Source organism: Vibrio sp. 10N.222.49.A3 (assembly GCF_041475145.1).
Classification (GTDB): domain Bacteria; phylum Pseudomonadota; class Gammaproteobacteria; order Enterobacterales; family Vibrionaceae; genus Vibrio; species Vibrio tasmaniensis_A.
Genome location: NZ_JBFRVM010000123.1, coordinates 44,852 through 60,929, shown reverse-complemented (window position 1 = coordinate 60,929; position 16,078 = coordinate 44,852). Strand labels below are relative to the sequence as shown.

Below are 16,078 nucleotides of genomic sequence, written 5' to 3'. Positions count from 1 at the left end.
AGAGCTAATTATGCGTTTTTGTTACGCACTAACATAAAATAATTCACGACAAAAATCACCTCGCTCATTTCGTTATATCCCGCTTTATTTCGGGTAATTTCGGATCAATTAACGTTTTAAGTTAAAAATACATGGTGTTTTAAGTTCCGCTCGGCGCTGTCAACCAGCCATATGTGAGTGTCCTCCACCAAACCCAGCACCTGTATCATTCAAAGCTCTCTTTATCACCTTCGCCACATCATTTTGGGGGCACTCAGAACGCAATGAAACGAATGTTCTCTCATGGCTACGAGCACTTAACACTACTATATCTATTTCATCAACGGTCAATAGAAAGTCGCCAAGCACTCCCAGCATATTTTTGGGGCACCCTTCTGGTAAGCTGCCAAATGCACAATTGCCGTCTTTCCTAATAGCTTCAAACATGGAATCAAATAACTTCAATTCTTGATATTCGATTTGATTGCGACAAATACGATTTACCATATTCATATCGGCACAGCTTTGGAGTTGAAAGAGAGCTTTGATATCAGCTTTGTTCATTGCTCGGGTAAAATTTGCCGTATCGAACGTTAGTCCAACAAGTAAAGCCGTTGCTACGCGCTCTGGAATAGGCAGATCGTAATGATTAAAGTACTCAACCATAATGGAAGCTGTTGCGCCATAGTTAGGTCGAATATCTGAAAACCAAACGAAACTGGGTGCTATAACCTGATGATGATCGATCACACCAACTTCTATACCTGGTAAATCGGTAACGTTTTTTTCACCAATACAGCCATCTACAACAATGATTTTATCATTGGGTTTTAGATCTAATCGGTGTGACTTAACGATGGGAATATCAAGCCACCCAATCAAATTATGTAAAGAAACACGGTCAATAAAGCCTTGATAGGTAATGAGGGGTTTAAAGCCCTTCTTCCTAAGTAAATAAGCGAGAGCAAAAGCGGAGCCTACCGCATCATGATCAGGAAAGTCATGAGCTTGAATGATGATTCGTTCACAGTCCTTTAGGCGTTCCAGAAAATCGTCAAATGAGAAAATAGACATACTTCACCTTAACCTTTGAGCTTTTCTATTGTATTGAGAACAGTTTCAGTACCACTATCCAATTGACTAACCATCTCATCTCCATGTTGAATTCCAATAAAAACGCCGATAGCGATTAAGAGAAGAGCAATAATTTTTAACATGAAAACAACACCATCTATAAATAAAACGAATCAATTGAGCTCTATAAGTAAGAATAACACCCTCCTAAGACTCTCAAATAGAAGCAAATTAAGAAACACTCCTCCCAAATTAACTAAAACTTGCTCACATTTAACAAAACAAACATTGACTTATATCTCATTGCGATTGATGTGCTATTGAGTGATATTCAACTAGATTATATGGTCTTGAGCTCATCTGACACTACGGCCATACGGAAGACTTATCTAATGACACGGAATAGAATTGTCACAGGTATGCTATTTGCGCTAGCACCAACTCTTAGTTTTGCTAACGCTGACAATCAATTTGAATTTTCACACTCTAAACAGGGAACTGTATGTTCATCTAATCCTGATATTTGGCAACTTGGCGGAGAGCTGCAAGTTGATGCTCCTATTTCGCTGAATGGCAAGGTCATCACTCGCGGCGGACAAAAAAAAGCAAGCAATAATGTTGACCTATTTGCAGGAAAAGAGTCCTCTACCGAACAACAATACATGACGAGTTCTATCGGATGTATACAATCTGACGACCCAATGTCATTGGTTGGTGCTGTCGCATCTTTATACGAAGTACAACACACCACATTGAGCAGCTCAGACATCCCACCACCAGTTCGAGAGCCTGATCTGCCCAAAGCGCCAGAAATCGTCAAAGATCAATTTGAAACCAAAACTCAATTTGATCAACGCGTCGAAAAATTGCGAATAGAACGACAACAACAAATAGCCGCTATACAACTTAAATACCGTCAACAAGTAGAAGCTCGAAATGCCAAAATTCGAGTCCTACAAGAAGGGGCAGACTCTCGAAAGGGCAACTTGGGCGTGCAAAAGACTCGACTCGTCGCTAAAGCCTTTAGGGATGTAATGGGTAAACCGGTCGTCACAACAAAAAGTTATGATGCTGAAAACCAGCAAATGCACCTGTTATTTAAAGCCTCAAATCAAAACTACCAACGAGACATTATTCTGAACGTACCTCAAGAACAGGCGCGTGATGTCTTCAGCAATATCGATAACCTGGACCTAGCACTCACCTACTCTTATGACGAAAGCCAACTAGAGCTCGTAAATATAAAAGGCAACTACAATGACGTAATGTTCTCAGGGGATGTGGCTAAAAGTAATTATCAGCCCGAAGCTCTGAGTGTGGTTCTTAACAGTGGCCCAAGCAGTGTCTCGAATCCAGGGCTAGAGATGCAAAACCCTAACTTAATCGATGCGTTTGAAGTCGATTCACGCCTCTCGGCAACGGACAACACCGCCTCTGATGAATTGAAGCAACTACTTAATGGCTTTGTGCCTGTGGAAAGTAACTCATCCAACTGGTTCTTCAACCTATCTATCGAAGATTACGCAAATTCAGATCAAGTAGCCTTTGCGCGCAGCAGTGGTGAAGTGATGTCTGACGTCGCGACAAAAGTTCTGGGTGTTCCAGAAAGGCACGTCTACGAACTCATTGACCGTGACGCAACCAGTGGTGCGATTAAAGATAAGTTACGTTTAATGTTAGACAACGTCGATGAAGGCGATACGGTTTACTTCTACTACAGTGGACACGGTATCCCTGCGATTCCCGATAATGATCCTTACATTCTCCCGCAAGATAAGATCCCTGACTACATAACTGATGATGAGTTCTTCAAACTCGATAACCTCTACAAAACACTGTCTAGCAGTAAAGCAGGCAAGATAGTCGTTATGGTAGACAGTTGTTTCAGTGGAGCGACTGATGGTGTATCGGTCATCAAAGGGGTTGCCGCCTCCAGACTGGCACCGAAAAAAGTCAGTATCGATCCTGAGCGTATGGTCGTGATCACCGCGGGACGCGATAAAGAGTATTCCAATATGTACCAAGAAAAAGGTCATCGCCTGTTTAGTTACTACCTCATGAAGTCAATGATCGAGGGAAACAAGGATGTGAATACGCTTTATCAAGATGTTTATAACAAAGTGAAATCTGCCTCTTTTGAGATGGGGGATTTAAAACGTCAACATCCAACAATTACCGGTAACCAGACTATGTCACTTTAAGAGCGTGTCTCTTTTAAGATCGTACCACTTTTAAAACTATTTCAATTTACAACCTATTTGAAACATTGATTAAGGCTTATATCCATGTTTAAGAAAACACTTTTAGCAACATCCGCTCTTCTAATCTCATCAACAGCCTTCGCTGCAGATGTAGAAAACTCGAATCTAGATATCGCTTTCCAAGGAGCTCATTTCCAAGGTGCTGGTAATCAAGTCACCATGCTGCGAGTTCCAGTAACCAACAAAGATACAGGACAAACCCAGTTCTTTGACATGAGCGCTCAATTTGCAGCCGACAAAAACGGTAATCTTGTGTTCAAAAACATGAGCTCTGTAAAATCCGTAGCTTTTGCAAGTGCGAATCAAATGAGAGCTGGACATTACCTCGATGAAGATGGGAAAAGTTGGTACGTTGACGGCCCTTCTACCGCCCCCGACGGGAGACTTGTATGGAGTTTATCATGTAGCAATCGATGCTTCGGTAATGGTTCCGCGAGCCTACAAGTTATGAGCGGTCCGGCAAAAGATAATGGGCTAATTTCTCAAATGGATGCGTATAAGGTAATTATCAAAAAACCTACAAGTCTAAACTATGGACTTTTAAACGGTAGGTTTGTTGCAACTGCTGGACAAGCTGGGAACATGATCACAGTTGTTAGATATGATGCTAATGCAGAGCCGAGCCTTTCTTGGGCATTGCGTTCAGCTCCCGAGCCACAACCGGAAGACTAATGAAAATACTAGCGCTAATCATCTCCCTGTCGAGTGCTTGTGCTTTCGCTTCCCCGTCTTGGTACGGGGAAGTGCCATTGGACTCAACTTTGAGCTATGGGTTCGGCAAAGGCAACACTTATCAACAAGCCAAAGACGCGGCTTATCATGATCTGGCTAAAGGTGTTGAAAACCGAATAGTCAGTAAGACCACCAGTACTAAAACCTTCGAAAATGGCGAGTTGAAAAAATCTGCGGCTTCTCATAAAGAGTCCATATCCAATGTGGTTTTTCGAAACAACGTCACCATTATCAACAGTGAAAAATCGCAAAACCAGTTTTATGTTCAAGTTCAATATGACCCCGAGTCATTTGCACAAAAGCTCTCTGCTTGGTTAAAGAAATCACAATGTCACAGTGAATTACACCCATACTGGTCAACAACGACCATGCTAAAAAACTGGGTGGAACAACACCAATGTCTGCCGGATATAGATATCGAGCGGTTTGCTGGAGGCTGGATGCTTTCCAACAGTAGTGGCCAGTTAATACTACCGGAAGCAAAGTATAACCACCTATTTTTCAACTATTCAGATGAAAGTATAAAGATTCACTCATCCAAGCGAAGACTCAATGCTGGCGACCATTACTTTATTCAACTCAACTCAAACCAAGCGGGTTATCTCTCTTTGTTTCAAGTTTATGAAGATGGCAGTACAGGCGTGTTAGTTGAAAACCATCAAGTCACAGATGGCGACTCTATCGAGTTTCCAGATAGAAACAAGTATGACGGCATCGAAGCACTGCTAAACAATGGACAAGAGACCTACGATACCAACATAGCATTGCTCTGCCCTACAAAAATTGACACCTCTCGATTTGAGCGATTGGATGAATCGCGTTTATCAACAGACACCCCAGGGTTTGGATTGATCCTGAACTATTTCGAGCACTGTGATTTTGTCATGGAACGACTCTCGATAGAGAATGGTTAATCCCTCGGTCAAGGAACAGATATGAAGAAAATAATTTGCCAGCTATCCCCTTTAGCAATACTGCTCTCTAGTGGATGGGCATCTGCTGATACACTTCAGCAAGCGTGTGAACTTTCAATTACCGAACAAAGTTGCCCTAGCGTCGAACATTTTGTCAATCAACCTTTTGAAGCTAAAGATGAGTTTGAAAAATACAAACTCTGCAGTGAAGCCCAATTTGATCTTTACAAAGTGCAAAAGAACTGCGAATTCGATCAATATGTGGCGCAAGCTCAACAAGAGTTTAATAAGTTTAAAACCAAAGTTTCAGAGTCTTGGGATAATCCTACCTTTAGCGACCAATTTAAGTGGGTCAGCTACAGCCCCTCTCTACAAATAAAGCGTGAAGTTAACTTCGAGAAAAATACGATTCAAGTCACCACTATTGCAGGTGAAACAACCTCAATAGAAGAACTCAAAGAAGAGATCGTGCGCACGTCTCAGCTGACCATAGGCGAAGCCCAACAAGCCGATGCTTATACCTCTGAACTGATTGAAGCAACAAATGTTGAGAAACTCAGTGACAAGACATTCTTACCCGTTTCCGAAACACCAAAGGTTCAGACTCAAGAGTTAGACAAGGCTCTTGAAACTGTGGCCGTGACCAAAGCCAAAGACAGTAAAGGCAATACCGTTCTCAAAGCCGTTATTTCTTTTCCGCCAAGTTGGCTTAATCGTAAAGAACAACGCTTTTTTGATACCGTTGAAGTTTACGCAGAAAAATACAAACTTGAGCCTGAATTTATACTGTCTATCATCAAAACAGAAAGCGCTTTCGATCCTACAGCAACCTCACATGTTCCTGCCTTTGGCCTGATGCAAATTGTCCCAAGTTCCGCAGGATTAGATGCGACAAACTTCCTATTTGGCGAACAACAGTTACTGAATAAAGAATACTTATTCGACCCCGAAAAAAACATTGAGGTCGGTACCGCTTATTTGCACTTACTGCGCTCTCGCTACTTCAAAGGCGTTACCAATGAAGAGAGCTTAAAGTACTGCATAACAGCGGCTTACAACGGAGGCATGGGGCCAATCTATCATATTTTCGGTGGCAAACGCTCAGTTGCAATCAAGAATATTAACCAGCTTGAACCACAACAAGTATTCCAAACTATCCAACGAAAGCATTCTGCTGCGGAAACTCGTAACTACTTGAAAAAAGTAAGTAAAGCAGAAGTTAATTACGAAAAGAATATGATTTAAGGATAAAACATGAAAAAGACTCTAATTATCGCTGCAATTACTACATTGTCATTTCAAGCAGCCGCTAACTCCGAATTTCCTAGTTGGCGCATGAACCCACAATTTGATTTGCCTGAAGGCTTAATCGCAGGCGTTGCTTGTGTTGAAAGTATGGGGGACATGACGCTTGATATGGACATCGCTTCAATGGAGGCGAGAGCATCGCTAGCTGCGTCTCTCGAAGCCATGGTGCAAAAAGAGCTCGATACAAATCGAACCTCGGAGAAAAAGAAGATTGTAACAGCCGATCGTAAAGACAATGTTGTGACTACAACCGTAACCGCTAAATCGACCACAAAACAACTAACCAACCAGTTAATGAAGTTTACCTGGGTAACAGAAAGCGTTTCTGTAGAAAAAGATGTCGAAGAATATTTATGTACCCGTGTGGTTGCACGAGCACCTCAAGTTGTTGCTGAATAAGGTTTTATCATGTCAGAACAAGCTCTACCTTCATCTGTTGATAAAACAGCACCAGAAGAAGACATGTCTTTAACTCAACAAGCTCCCAATGAAGATCAAAAAGATTTTCTTGAAATAATGAGAGAGAAGACACCAAACTCTATCCTTGCCATCATTGCGCTGATCATCGCAGGTGGTCAGTTCAACGATGCTATTGATATGGGAAGCAAAGGTTGGGACCTCTTAATTTCTAACTTTTCAGATGCTCCATCTAACGAGCGCCTTTCTAAAGTCTATATTCGTGCTTCCAGTGGCATTTTAGAAGAGACATTTGGCTCTCCGGTTTATACCAAGATGTCGAATGGTGAGGTACAGATAAAATACTACAAAGACAGTAAGTTTATTCTTTCTGCAATAACATCCAACGACACAATAGATGCTTTTCTCATTTTCCCTAAACCGGGGTTTGTCGCTGATGTGAACTACCACGCAGGCAGCGCCACTTATTTGGAAACCAACTTCGTTAACTCGACAACAGAACATGCTGCCATATCCAATATTGCGCGTTCAGGGAATTATTACATTGAAGAAGCAGAAGGTGGTCGCTATGAACTGTTATACAGCTCTGTCGGTGGTTACAGCGAATACCTATCCCCTCTCTCTGCGCAACAACTCAAGTTACTCGCTGATTTTAATGACAAATTGATGATGGAAGAGAATACAAAAGATTCTCTAACTGAACTACGTAGTGAAATCAGGCCAAACTTCTATGGGTATACGACGGTCGATTTAGAATCACTCGCCCCTGCAATTCTTACCAAACTTGAATATGAATTGATCACTGATTAACAGCAGCGTTGGTCATTGATAATCGGTATCCAGTAATGTGTATATCTGATTCGGTTAGCTCTACGTACATTGATGAACTCATTGAGTTTGCTAAAACTGAGCAAGTCTTAAAAATCAGCTATACATAGAGAAAAAAAGAGCTCCTCATAGTGTAGGAGCTCTTCTCATTTCGGTAACTAGGGATTTAAGCAGGCTAGAGAACCAGCAACCTAACGACCTGAATAATACATACAGATTCGAACACCATCGAACTCACGAATCTCAAATGGGATCTCGTAGATCGACTCCATCACTGACTTTTCAACCACTTCAGAGACCTTGCCCGACTTAACCACTTGGCCCCTCTTCATCGCGACAATGTTATCTGAGTAACAAGAAGCAAAGTTGATGTCGTGAATCACGATAACGACCGCCTTATTAAACTCATGCGCTAGGCGACGTAGCGTCTGCATGATTTCAACCGAGTGTTTAATATCTAGGTTGTTTAGTGGCTCATCCAAGAACACATAATCCGTATCTTGCGCCACAACCATCGCGATAAACGCCATTTGACGCTGACCACCACTCAATTCATCAAGGTATCTGTTTTGGATATCGGTAATGCCAAGGTGCTCTAGCGCTGTATCGACGATCTTATGATCTTCGTCTTTCAAGCGACCTTGAGAATGCGGAAAACGCCCAAAACAGACCAACTCACGAATCGTAAATCGCATATTGATGTTGTTTGATTGTCTTAACACAGCAAGGTGCTTCGCAAGCTCTTTGGTATCCCATTCAGCCAGTAATTTATCGCCAATAACGACCTCGCCCGCATCACTTTCGGTTAAGCGACTCGCCATAGAAAGCAGAGTACTTTTACCCGCACCATTTGGGCCAATGATAGAAGTCACTTCCCCTTTAGGGAACATGGCACTGGCATCATCCACCACAAGTGTCTTGCCATACTTCTTACTCAAACCTGTTAATTTAATCACTACTTATTACCTTTACTGAATTCTGGTGCGTAACAACAAGAACATAAAATACAAACCGCCGACCAAGTTAATGATCACGCTCACAGTGGTTTCAAACGCCATTACTTTTTCAATGAACCATTGGCCTGAAACCAATAGAACGACCGCTAACAAACTGCTCGCGATGATAAGCACACGATGTTGATAAGATTTGAATATCTGACGAACTAAGCTCACGGTGATTAAACCAAAGAACAGCACAGGGCCAACCAAAGCAGTCGATACTGCGACCATCACTGACACAATCACTAAGGTAATCTGAGTCAATCGCTTGGTGTTCACGCCCAAGCTTGTCGCGTTATCAACACCAAGCCAAAGCACATCAAGCTTGGGAGCCAACAACCACAGGCCAAGCAAGCTCAAACCCAATGGAATAAGGCTGAGGTAAACCAGTTCACCTTTCACGTTGTTGAAGCTCGCGAACATCACATTTTGCAGCACGGCAAACTCGTTCGGATCAATCAACATCGCAAGGAAATTAGCCAAGCTTGAGAATACGCTGCCGCACACAATACCAATCAACAACAGTGTAAATACGTTGTTTCGCTTGCTCTTGAAGTAAAAATGGAACAGCGCAAACGAGAACAAGATCATCACAGTCACAGACAATGAAAAGTTTGCGATTGCATCAATTACCCAAAAGCTAGTACCACCAAACACAAACAGAAGCACCGTTTGAACCAGCATGTATAAACTGTCAAAACCCAAAATTGAAGGGGTGAGAATTCGATTATTGGTGATGGTTTGAAAAACCAATGACGATGCAGAGATCGCCACCGCCGCCAACACAATCGACAGCAGTTTGGGTAGTCGCAAAGACAAGAAGAATTCGTAGTTATCCCACGTAAGTCCCTGCCCCACAAATACTGCCGCCATACCCAAAGACGCGATAGCCAGAATCGCAATTTTTACTGAATCACGCATTCGACTTGTCTCTCATGATCAGGTAGATAAAAATCAAGCCGCCAAAGACACTGATTACCATTGAGATTGGAATCTCATAAGGGAAGATAACGATTCGAGCTAACAAGTCGCAGGCCAATACCAAGATCACGCCCCAGTAGGCTGTCCAAGGCAGAATTTTCTTCATGTTATCGCCCATCATCAACGACACGATATTCGGCACGATAAGGCCAAGAAATGGGATAACACCAACGATCATCACCACAGAAGAGGCGCAGATAGCAACCAATGCAACACCAATGAAGACGATCTTCTGATAATTGAGGCCAATGTTTTTTGCGAAGCTTTCACCAATACTTGCCGCACTGAACTGACTCGCAAAGTAATAAGCCAACACACATGCAGGAACCGCGAGGTAAAGGATTTCATAGCTGCCTTGCAATACACTCGCAAAGTTCGCCATCGTCCATGCCGACATGGTTTGTACTAAATCGTATTTGTAAGCGATAAAGGTTGTTAGAGATGAGACAACGTTGCCATACATGATGCCAATCAAAGGTACCAACACCGCATTCTTGAACTTCAAGTGTTGTAGAAAGCGGACCAATAGCATGGTGCCTAACACCGCAAACGCAAAGATAAAGCCTAAGTAGCTCCATTGAGCGGCATTACCCAGCACCAAAATACCGACGATGTACCCCAACATGGCACAATCAATCGTGCCCATAGTCGAAGGTGCAGCAAACTTATTCTGAACAATCTGTTGCATTATCAAGCCAGCAACACTCAAGCCAGCACCGGCAAGCACAATCGCGAACAGTCGAGGGATCCGACTAACAACATAAATAGAGTTGGCGTGTTGGTTGCCATTGAAAAAATCGCTAAAACTGATCTCAGCGACTCCAATCATTAATGACGCAACGCATAACACAACAAGAAATACAGCAGCTGCAATGGGTTTCAACATAGAAGTAATACTAAAGGTAGGATCGGGGAGACCGTATAAAAAAGTGAAAAAGGGCTTATAAGAACACTCTTATAAGCCCGAGAATCTGATGACTAGTAACTATTGAATCGTACGTTCAATGTCACCCAACATTCTGTGAATCGCTGTTACGCCGCCACCTACCAGATACCAAGCACTTGAATCAAGGTAAACAATGTTGCCTTGCTGCGCTGCAGGTGTTGCCGCAACCAGTGGGTTGTCAAACAGCTGTTGTGCGCGCCCTTCTGACTTACCGATCGCTTTTTCGCGGTCAAGTACGTAAAGCACTTCAGGTTTTGCGTCAGCAATATATTCAAACGAGATTAGATTACCGTGATTCCCTTTAATCGGAGCTACTGTCGCACTCTTTGACTCCACAAAGCCAAAGTCGTCAAAGATGATTGAGAAGCGACTGCCCTTATTGAACATCGCAATGTTGTTGCCGTTGTTCATTAGCATCATTGCTGACGTTTCGTCAGACGCGACTTTGTCGTTAACCGCCGTGATAGAAGCTTGAGTCTCTTTAATGAGCGCTTCTACTTTAGCTTGCTTACCAAAGAGCTCCCCTAGCGCGCCAGTTTTGCTGAGCATCAGCCCAGTATTTGTCACCTTCAATAGAGAACATGATGGTCGGAGCTATTTTTGCTAGTTGATCGTAAACCTTAAGCATACGGTTTTCGGCAATGATGATGTCAGGCTTCAGCATGTAGATAGCTTCAAAATCAGGTTCACTCAATGAGCCCGTATTTGCCGTCGTATCTTTGTACGAAGCTAGATAGTCAGGCATTAGGCTGTGAGGCGCGCCAACTGGCTGTATACCAATCTGATCAAGCACATCCAAGCTACCAAAGCCAAGTACTACAACGCGCTGTGGTACTTCGGTAAACTGCACCGTGCCCTTTACGTGTTCAATAGTGATTGTTTCCGCTTGAGCGGTCATTATCAATGATGATGCAAGAGCGATAGCAAGCCCACCCAATAACTGACGAACTGAATTGATTGTTTTCTTCATGTGTCTTCCTTTGCCATGGATACAAACCACCACTCATGACAATAAAAGTCACATTACTCATAGATGAGCATGGGGCGTACACAACGGCTAAATAACGATAATTTAAAGTCTGTCATTGCTTTGACAACAAACTTGTAACGCAAGTGAGAACTATTATCAATTATATTTGCGTTAAACTAGCGACACAACAACTTTATTATTCAGAAATGTAAAAGTGAGTATTCATGTTTTGCGTAGTCGGGAGAGATATTAGGAATCAAAAATAGCAAAAAGCGCGAAGAGGAAAATGATCATCAATCTGAAGAAAAAACTGATGGGGAAAAGTGCCCGAAAACCCTGTAATTACAACGCTAAACCCCTAATTACAACGCTAAACCTCAGTGTCACGAATTGTGATTTACAATGTAAAGGCCAAGTATAACAGACGCTTAACTACCACCAAGTTAATAACTCAATTAAAACCACCAATGACAAAGAATACGAAGCGGTGCAAAACCGAGCCTCAGTCAGATACTATGGTCAATCCCCTGTCCTTCGTTCATTTAACTATCAACAAGCGACGGCAAATCATTCAAAAATATTTTTAAATTTAATTAGAAATAGGGTTGTAATTTAAAAAACTAGGCGTATAGTTCGCCACCTGGCTCTAACCTATAGAGCTGTTAATGCTAAAGTAAGTCCAAGTTCCACATAGACAGTTCTCGATTCCCTCGTTACACCATCTCTGCGTCAGCTTTCACCCAGATAGTCATTCAATAGCTTTTAAATTCGATCCTACTACCGATCTCTCGTCATTCGCTCTTTTATCAGCGAAGTCAGAATAGATCGATCACTTAAATACAAATGTAATAAACACAAGGCACAGTTATGTCACGCAGAACAACACGACAAACCCATTGGTACCAACTATCACGCGAAAAAACAGTCAATAAACTAAAAGGTAATAAATGCTCAAGATTAAAATAGACTTACACAAAGAAGAGATTTCATGGGTCACCGAGATTCGACAGCTCAATAGCGATATACTCCACCGCCACATATTGCCCAAGCTACAACATCATAGTTATCTCATCGACTTTGAATTTAATGAACGAGAAAGCATCGGAACTATCGTTTCAGGCAACGGAAACACCCTAGGACATTTCACACTCCTATAGCATTTCCCATCGGCTACAGAAAGAAGCACCGTCTAGTTCGACAGATATAAAAAAGTCAAAGATGTCACCCTCAATTCGCTCTAGCAGAACAAAATAGAGTAGAAGTAAAACAGATCAGAAACCTAGCCCTTTTTGCATTTCACACGCGGCTAACGCTAGCTAGGTTATCGTGCTTCTATTGAAACCAACTTATATCAAACTCTGAATCACCAATGAGTCATTATCATTGCATTCATGGACTAATAAGTTAACGGCATCGACCTTAACTTTTGATCAAGAGTATATAAGTGTTCTGCAGCTTGCATGTGTTGAGGGTAATCGCTGAATTTCTCACGATTCTCCTCATTCATCTTACATGTCTCATCCACCAGCATTAACTTCCAATACAGCTTTGTTGTATGCAGCATCGCCAGTAAAGGTTTGAACACCTCTTTCTCATAAGCTTGAATCAACTCTTCAATCAACTCGTCACGTTCGTCTTCACTTGCGATTGAACCTTCGGTTGCCGACAACACTTTTTGATACTTCAGGTTTTGTTGCAGCTTATCCATCACCGTTTGGTTTTCTTCCGCTAACTCAACAAGCTTCGACTTAATAATGTTCACCCAATTCTCTTGGCTCAGTACTGTGTCATCAACACTGTTAAAGTCTTCTCGTATCTGTCGTTCAACACCTTTTTGAGCTTTCTTTAAAACCGCACGCACCTTTTGAAAAGGCAGCTGATATTCCTTACTTAGATCGATAATCAGTTTATGAAAACCACCATTTGGAAGGTGTAAGTTTTCCTTAAACGTCGCCATTGCAGCTTCTTGCTGATCGGTAAGGTGAGTCATTCTGTTTCCTATTCTTTATCACTTATAGTGCTGAGCCCGCGATCATACCACTATATAACCTCGTTTTTTCGGTAACTTGATAGGTTATATCTAGGTGCGTACTTAAATTCTCTCAATACGTTATCTTTTGGTTACTTATTAATCCATATGGCGTTAAATGGTAAAACTGATCATCGATTAAAATCCATACTACACCTGTTCCAACAAAACAGACTTCTAACTTATACAGGTACTAAAATGAAAAAGATTGCACTTAAAATTGTAGGACTAACGGTTTTGGCTTCTGCGCTAACTGGTTGTATCGGCAGTAACGCCGTAACAGGGAAAGTGATGAAATTTAACGTCGAAGTTGTCGACAACCGTTATGCTCGTGCTGGTGTAAACTTCTTATTAGCGCCTGTATACGGTATTACTACCGCGGCCGATTATGTGGTATTCAACTCATTGGAGTTCTGGACGGGGAAAAACCCTATCAGCGGCGCACCGCACGTATTTGATACAAAAACAGATACCCACTTCAAAGTGAACGATGAGCTAGACCCAAGCTTGAAAGAAGCGCCTGTAGGACCGATTTCAAACAATCGTGCCATTGAGACAGGTGAGATGATTAAGATCGACGAAAACACGATTCAAATGGACATCGTCTATACGTCTGGTGAAACCGCGACTCTAACAGGCATCAAAAACGGTCAAAACGTTACCTATTACATGGATGGTCAGCTTGTATCGCAAACGACTATCGCTGAATTAGAGAAGATTCAAAGCTCTGAAGCTTAAGATTCGTAGCTCATAGGGAGTTCAACCTGAAAGCTTCGTTTGACTTTGAAACGCGTAAAGCAAAAAAGAAGCCCGGCTACTGCTGGGCTTCTTTGTATGTGTTCTATTATTTGTAAATGATCTATTGGGACTGAGACTGTGCAAGTCGAATGCTCACCAAGCTCGCGACCATGATGGCTAAATAGAAACTGCCGATAATGGACTCCATGAACACAAAGAATTGAGCAATAGGCAAAGCCGGTGATATGTCGCCATAGCCAACCGTGGTCAAGGTGATAAAGCTAAAGTACATCGCATTGAACAAGTTGGTCAGCCAGATTTGCTCTTCTAACCCGTTAAATGCATTAGGGAAGATTTCTAAAATCAACAAGTAGATAGTCGACCAAGCGAACCCTAACAACAAGTAAATACAGATAGAACCAATAATGTGATTGGGCGTCACCGTCTTTGCTTTCATTACCTGTTTGAGAGCGGAATAAATATGTGAGAACAGAAACACCGCCAATGCCGTTAACGTCACTATCGAAAGGTTATAGTCCTCCAAAAACGAGAATACCCCCGACACCGTAGCGGTTATCAATAGCAGACCATACCAAGAGCGATACAAGGCTCGCTCTTTATGTATTCCCACTATCGAAACAGCCAAAGTAATAATGATCAAAAACAGAATGGTCTTTTGACCTTGCGGATAAAACTGCTGCATCACCGCGCAACCAAAAAACAACACCAACAGTGCATAGAATAAGAAGTAGAAGTTGTCGTCTTTAGAGACTGGCTTCATCTATTTTTCCTCTGCCTCTGCTGGTTTTTTCTCAGTTTCTTCTTGGTTTTTCTCTTCAAGTCCAAGCCATGCCATCATCAGCTCATAGCTTAAACTCAGTATCACAGCACCAACAAACAGACCAACGATGCCTGACATCGCCATTCCGCCCAACGCACCCAGTAGAATAACCAACATTGGGATATGAGAGCCGCGGCTCAATAGCATCGGTTTCAAAATAGCGTCACTGCCACTGACCAAAATACACCACACTAAGAACAGGCTCGCCGCTAGCGTCGATTCAACACTGAACATGTAAATAATTGCAGGTAATAAAGCAAGAATCGGCGGAAGTTGAATAATTGCAATGAGCAGAACAGCTAATGCCCAAAACGCAGCCGCAGGAACGCCTGCAATCACTAAACCAATTGCTGACATAATGGATTGAATCACAGCAACACCTATCACACCCTGCACGACACTACGTACCGTTGATTTAGATAACTGTACCAACTCTTCACCTTTACCATCGGTTAGGCGAGCCACTAAGTGAGTGACCCCCGTTTGGCACTTATCGGCGTTACTCATAAATGCGCCAGCAATGATGGTAGAAATAATAAACTGAATAAACCCACCGCCGAGAGAGCCTAAAACAGAAGCAGCTTTAGTCGCAAACTGTTTCAGTTCGTCAGCATACTTTATGAACGTACCTTCAATATTATTGGAGGCAGCTACCAAGGTTGAATATACCTTCTCCCCAATGAATGGAATATCTTGTAAAGACTCTTTGGGTTTCGGCAGAGACAGGGTTCCGTCCTGTAGCCCTGTCATTAGGTCCGAAGCACTGGTGTAAATACCGGAAGAGAGCGCAACTAAAGGAATGAGCAGTAACAGTACTCCGATAAAGCTCAGTAATGCGCTGGCTTTTCCTTTCGACATTCCCGTCTTATTTGAAATCGCGACAGCAACTGGATAGAGCGCAGTCGCAATGATCGCCCCCCAAATAACCAATAGAATGAATGGGCGTAAAATCGCAAAACACCAGTAGACGAGCATAGCAATCGCTGCAATTTTGATGGCAGCGTCTATCGCCTGTTTTGAAAAATCGTCGGTTAACTTCATGAGACGTCCTTGTTAGACAAA

Annotated in this window: 16 protein-coding genes and 1 pseudogene; 8 read left to right on the top strand and 9 right to left on the bottom strand. The window is 42.4% G+C overall.

Annotation, left to right across the window (positions count from 1 at the left end; all coding sequences use genetic code 11):
* Positions 1-159: 159 nt before the first annotated feature.
* Both AB4589_RS19310 and AB4589_RS19305 read right to left on the bottom strand, forming a co-directional pair.
* Entirely contained in the window at positions 160-1,053 is an 894-nt protein-coding gene (locus AB4589_RS19310; protein ID WP_372101526.1) for a bifunctional oligoribonuclease/PAP phosphatase NrnA, read from the bottom strand.
* Between the two features lie 8 nt (positions 1,054-1,061).
* On the bottom strand, positions 1,062-1,196 hold the full coding sequence (locus AB4589_RS19305; RefSeq protein ID WP_261879044.1) for a hypothetical protein: 135 nt from the start codon (positions 1,194-1,196) through the stop codon (positions 1,062-1,064).
* A 249-nt stretch (positions 1,197-1,445) separates the two neighbouring features.
* Here AB4589_RS19305 and AB4589_RS19300 point away from each other — a divergent pair, with 249 nt between their 5' ends.
* The 6 genes from AB4589_RS19300 to AB4589_RS19275 all read left to right on the top strand — a co-directional run bounded on the left by AB4589_RS19300 (position 1,446) and on the right by AB4589_RS19275 (position 7,495).
* The gene (locus AB4589_RS19300) at positions 1,446-3,254 is read left to right on the top strand and encodes a caspase domain-containing protein (protein ID WP_372101525.1); all 1,809 of its coding nucleotides are present in this window, start codon (positions 1,446-1,448) and stop codon (positions 3,252-3,254) included.
* A gap of 84 nt (positions 3,255-3,338) precedes the next feature.
* The gene (locus AB4589_RS19295; RefSeq protein ID WP_372101524.1) at positions 3,339-3,986 is read left to right on the top strand and encodes a hypothetical protein; all 648 of its coding nucleotides are present in this window, start codon (positions 3,339-3,341) and stop codon (positions 3,984-3,986) included.
* Positions 3,986-4,960: a hypothetical protein gene (locus AB4589_RS19290; protein WP_372101523.1), complete on the top strand. Its 975-nt coding sequence runs from the start codon at positions 3,986-3,988 to the stop codon at positions 4,958-4,960. Before AB4589_RS19295 ends, AB4589_RS19290 begins: the two co-directional genes overlap by 1 nt.
* A gap of 21 nt (positions 4,961-4,981) precedes the next feature.
* Positions 4,982-6,205 carry a murein transglycosylase domain-containing protein gene (locus AB4589_RS19285; protein ID WP_372101522.1) on the top strand — a complete coding sequence of 408 codons (1,224 nt, stop codon included), beginning with the start codon at positions 4,982-4,984 and terminating at the stop codon, positions 6,203-6,205.
* A gap of 9 nt (positions 6,206-6,214) precedes the next feature.
* Positions 6,215-6,667 carry a hypothetical protein gene (locus tag AB4589_RS19280; protein WP_017101531.1) on the top strand — a complete coding sequence of 151 codons (453 nt, stop codon included), beginning with the start codon at positions 6,215-6,217 and terminating at the stop codon, positions 6,665-6,667.
* 9 nt (positions 6,668-6,676) lie between these two features.
* Positions 6,677-7,495, top strand: coding sequence for an ETEC_3214 domain-containing protein (locus AB4589_RS19275; RefSeq protein WP_371710524.1), 819 nt, complete (start codon positions 6,677-6,679; stop codon positions 7,493-7,495).
* A 209-nt stretch (positions 7,496-7,704) separates the two neighbouring features.
* Here the strand turns inward: AB4589_RS19275 and AB4589_RS19270 are convergent, their stop codons facing one another.
* The 4 genes and pseudogenes from AB4589_RS19270 to AB4589_RS19255 form a co-directional block, all read right to left on the bottom strand.
* Positions 7,705-8,469 (bottom strand): ABC transporter ATP-binding protein, encoded by a 765-nt coding sequence (locus AB4589_RS19270; protein ID WP_102257601.1) that lies wholly within the window; start codon positions 8,467-8,469, stop codon positions 7,705-7,707.
* Between the two features lie 12 nt (positions 8,470-8,481).
* Positions 8,482-9,432: an iron chelate uptake ABC transporter family permease subunit gene (locus tag AB4589_RS19265; protein WP_371703862.1), complete on the bottom strand. Its 951-nt coding sequence runs from the start codon at positions 9,430-9,432 to the stop codon at positions 8,482-8,484.
* Positions 9,425-10,378 carry an ABC transporter permease gene (locus tag AB4589_RS19260; protein WP_269335065.1) on the bottom strand — a complete coding sequence of 318 codons (954 nt, stop codon included), beginning with the start codon at positions 10,376-10,378 and terminating at the stop codon, positions 9,425-9,427. The genes AB4589_RS19265 and AB4589_RS19260 overlap by 8 nt, the downstream gene beginning before the upstream one ends.
* Before the next feature lie 99 nt (positions 10,379-10,477).
* A pseudogene (locus tag AB4589_RS19255) lies at positions 10,478-11,408 on the bottom strand (siderophore ABC transporter substrate-binding protein).
* A gap of 947 nt (positions 11,409-12,355) precedes the next feature.
* Between AB4589_RS19255 and AB4589_RS19250 the strand changes: the two are divergent.
* Positions 12,356-12,565: a hypothetical protein gene (locus AB4589_RS19250; RefSeq protein WP_004731601.1), complete on the top strand. Its 210-nt coding sequence runs from the start codon at positions 12,356-12,358 to the stop codon at positions 12,563-12,565.
* Between the two features lie 239 nt (positions 12,566-12,804).
* Here the strand turns inward: AB4589_RS19250 and AB4589_RS19245 are convergent, their stop codons facing one another.
* Positions 12,805-13,398, bottom strand: coding sequence for a hypothetical protein (locus AB4589_RS19245; protein WP_371710522.1), 594 nt, complete (start codon positions 13,396-13,398; stop codon positions 12,805-12,807).
* A 237-nt stretch (positions 13,399-13,635) separates the two neighbouring features.
* Between AB4589_RS19245 and AB4589_RS19240 the strand changes: the two genes are divergently transcribed.
* Positions 13,636-14,175 (top strand): DUF3332 family protein, encoded by a 540-nt coding sequence (locus AB4589_RS19240; protein WP_371726598.1) that lies wholly within the window; start codon positions 13,636-13,638, stop codon positions 14,173-14,175.
* Between the two features lie 121 nt (positions 14,176-14,296).
* Here the strand turns inward: AB4589_RS19240 and AB4589_RS19235 are convergent, their stop codons facing one another.
* On the bottom strand, positions 14,297-14,956 hold the full coding sequence (locus AB4589_RS19235) for a potassium channel family protein (RefSeq protein ID WP_017101524.1): 660 nt from the start codon (positions 14,954-14,956) through the stop codon (positions 14,297-14,299).
* Positions 14,957-16,057 carry an AI-2E family transporter gene (locus tag AB4589_RS19230; RefSeq protein WP_017096361.1) on the bottom strand — a complete coding sequence of 367 codons (1,101 nt, stop codon included), beginning with the start codon at positions 16,055-16,057 and terminating at the stop codon, positions 14,957-14,959.
* Positions 16,058-16,078: the final 21 nt, after the last annotated feature.

Bases quoted from the DNA above. Each gene is read 5' to 3' on its own strand.
- AB4589_RS19310 (WP_372101526.1), bottom strand. From the start codon at position 1,053: ATGTCTATTTTCTCATTTGACGATTTTCTGGAACGCCTAAAGGACTGT.
- AB4589_RS19305 (WP_261879044.1), bottom strand. From the start codon at position 1,196: ATGTTAAAAATTATTGCTCTTCTCTTAATCGCTATCGGCGTTTTTATT.
- AB4589_RS19300 (WP_372101525.1), top strand. From the start codon at position 1,446: ATGACACGGAATAGAATTGTCACAGGTATGCTATTTGCGCTAGCACCA.
- AB4589_RS19295 (WP_372101524.1), top strand. From the start codon at position 3,339: ATGTTTAAGAAAACACTTTTAGCAACATCCGCTCTTCTAATCTCATCA.
- AB4589_RS19290 (WP_372101523.1), top strand. From the start codon at position 3,986: ATGAAAATACTAGCGCTAATCATCTCCCTGTCGAGTGCTTGTGCTTTC.
- AB4589_RS19285 (WP_372101522.1), top strand. From the start codon at position 4,982: ATGAAGAAAATAATTTGCCAGCTATCCCCTTTAGCAATACTGCTCTCT.
- AB4589_RS19280 (WP_017101531.1), top strand. From the start codon at position 6,215: ATGAAAAAGACTCTAATTATCGCTGCAATTACTACATTGTCATTTCAA.
- AB4589_RS19275 (WP_371710524.1), top strand. From the start codon at position 6,677: ATGTCAGAACAAGCTCTACCTTCATCTGTTGATAAAACAGCACCAGAA.
- AB4589_RS19265 (WP_371703862.1), bottom strand. From the start codon at position 9,432: ATGCGTGATTCAGTAAAAATTGCGATTCTGGCTATCGCGTCTTTGGGT.
- AB4589_RS19260 (WP_269335065.1), bottom strand. From the start codon at position 10,378: ATGTTGAAACCCATTGCAGCTGCTGTATTTCTTGTTGTGTTATGCGTT.
- AB4589_RS19250 (WP_004731601.1), top strand. From the start codon at position 12,356: ATGCTCAAGATTAAAATAGACTTACACAAAGAAGAGATTTCATGGGTC.
- AB4589_RS19245 (WP_371710522.1), bottom strand. From the start codon at position 13,398: ATGACTCACCTTACCGATCAGCAAGAAGCTGCAATGGCGACGTTTAAG.
- AB4589_RS19240 (WP_371726598.1), top strand. From the start codon at position 13,636: ATGAAAAAGATTGCACTTAAAATTGTAGGACTAACGGTTTTGGCTTCT.
- AB4589_RS19235 (WP_017101524.1), bottom strand. From the start codon at position 14,956: ATGAAGCCAGTCTCTAAAGACGACAACTTCTACTTCTTATTCTATGCA.
- AB4589_RS19230 (WP_017096361.1), bottom strand. From the start codon at position 16,057: ATGAAGTTAACCGACGATTTTTCAAAACAGGCGATAGACGCTGCCATC.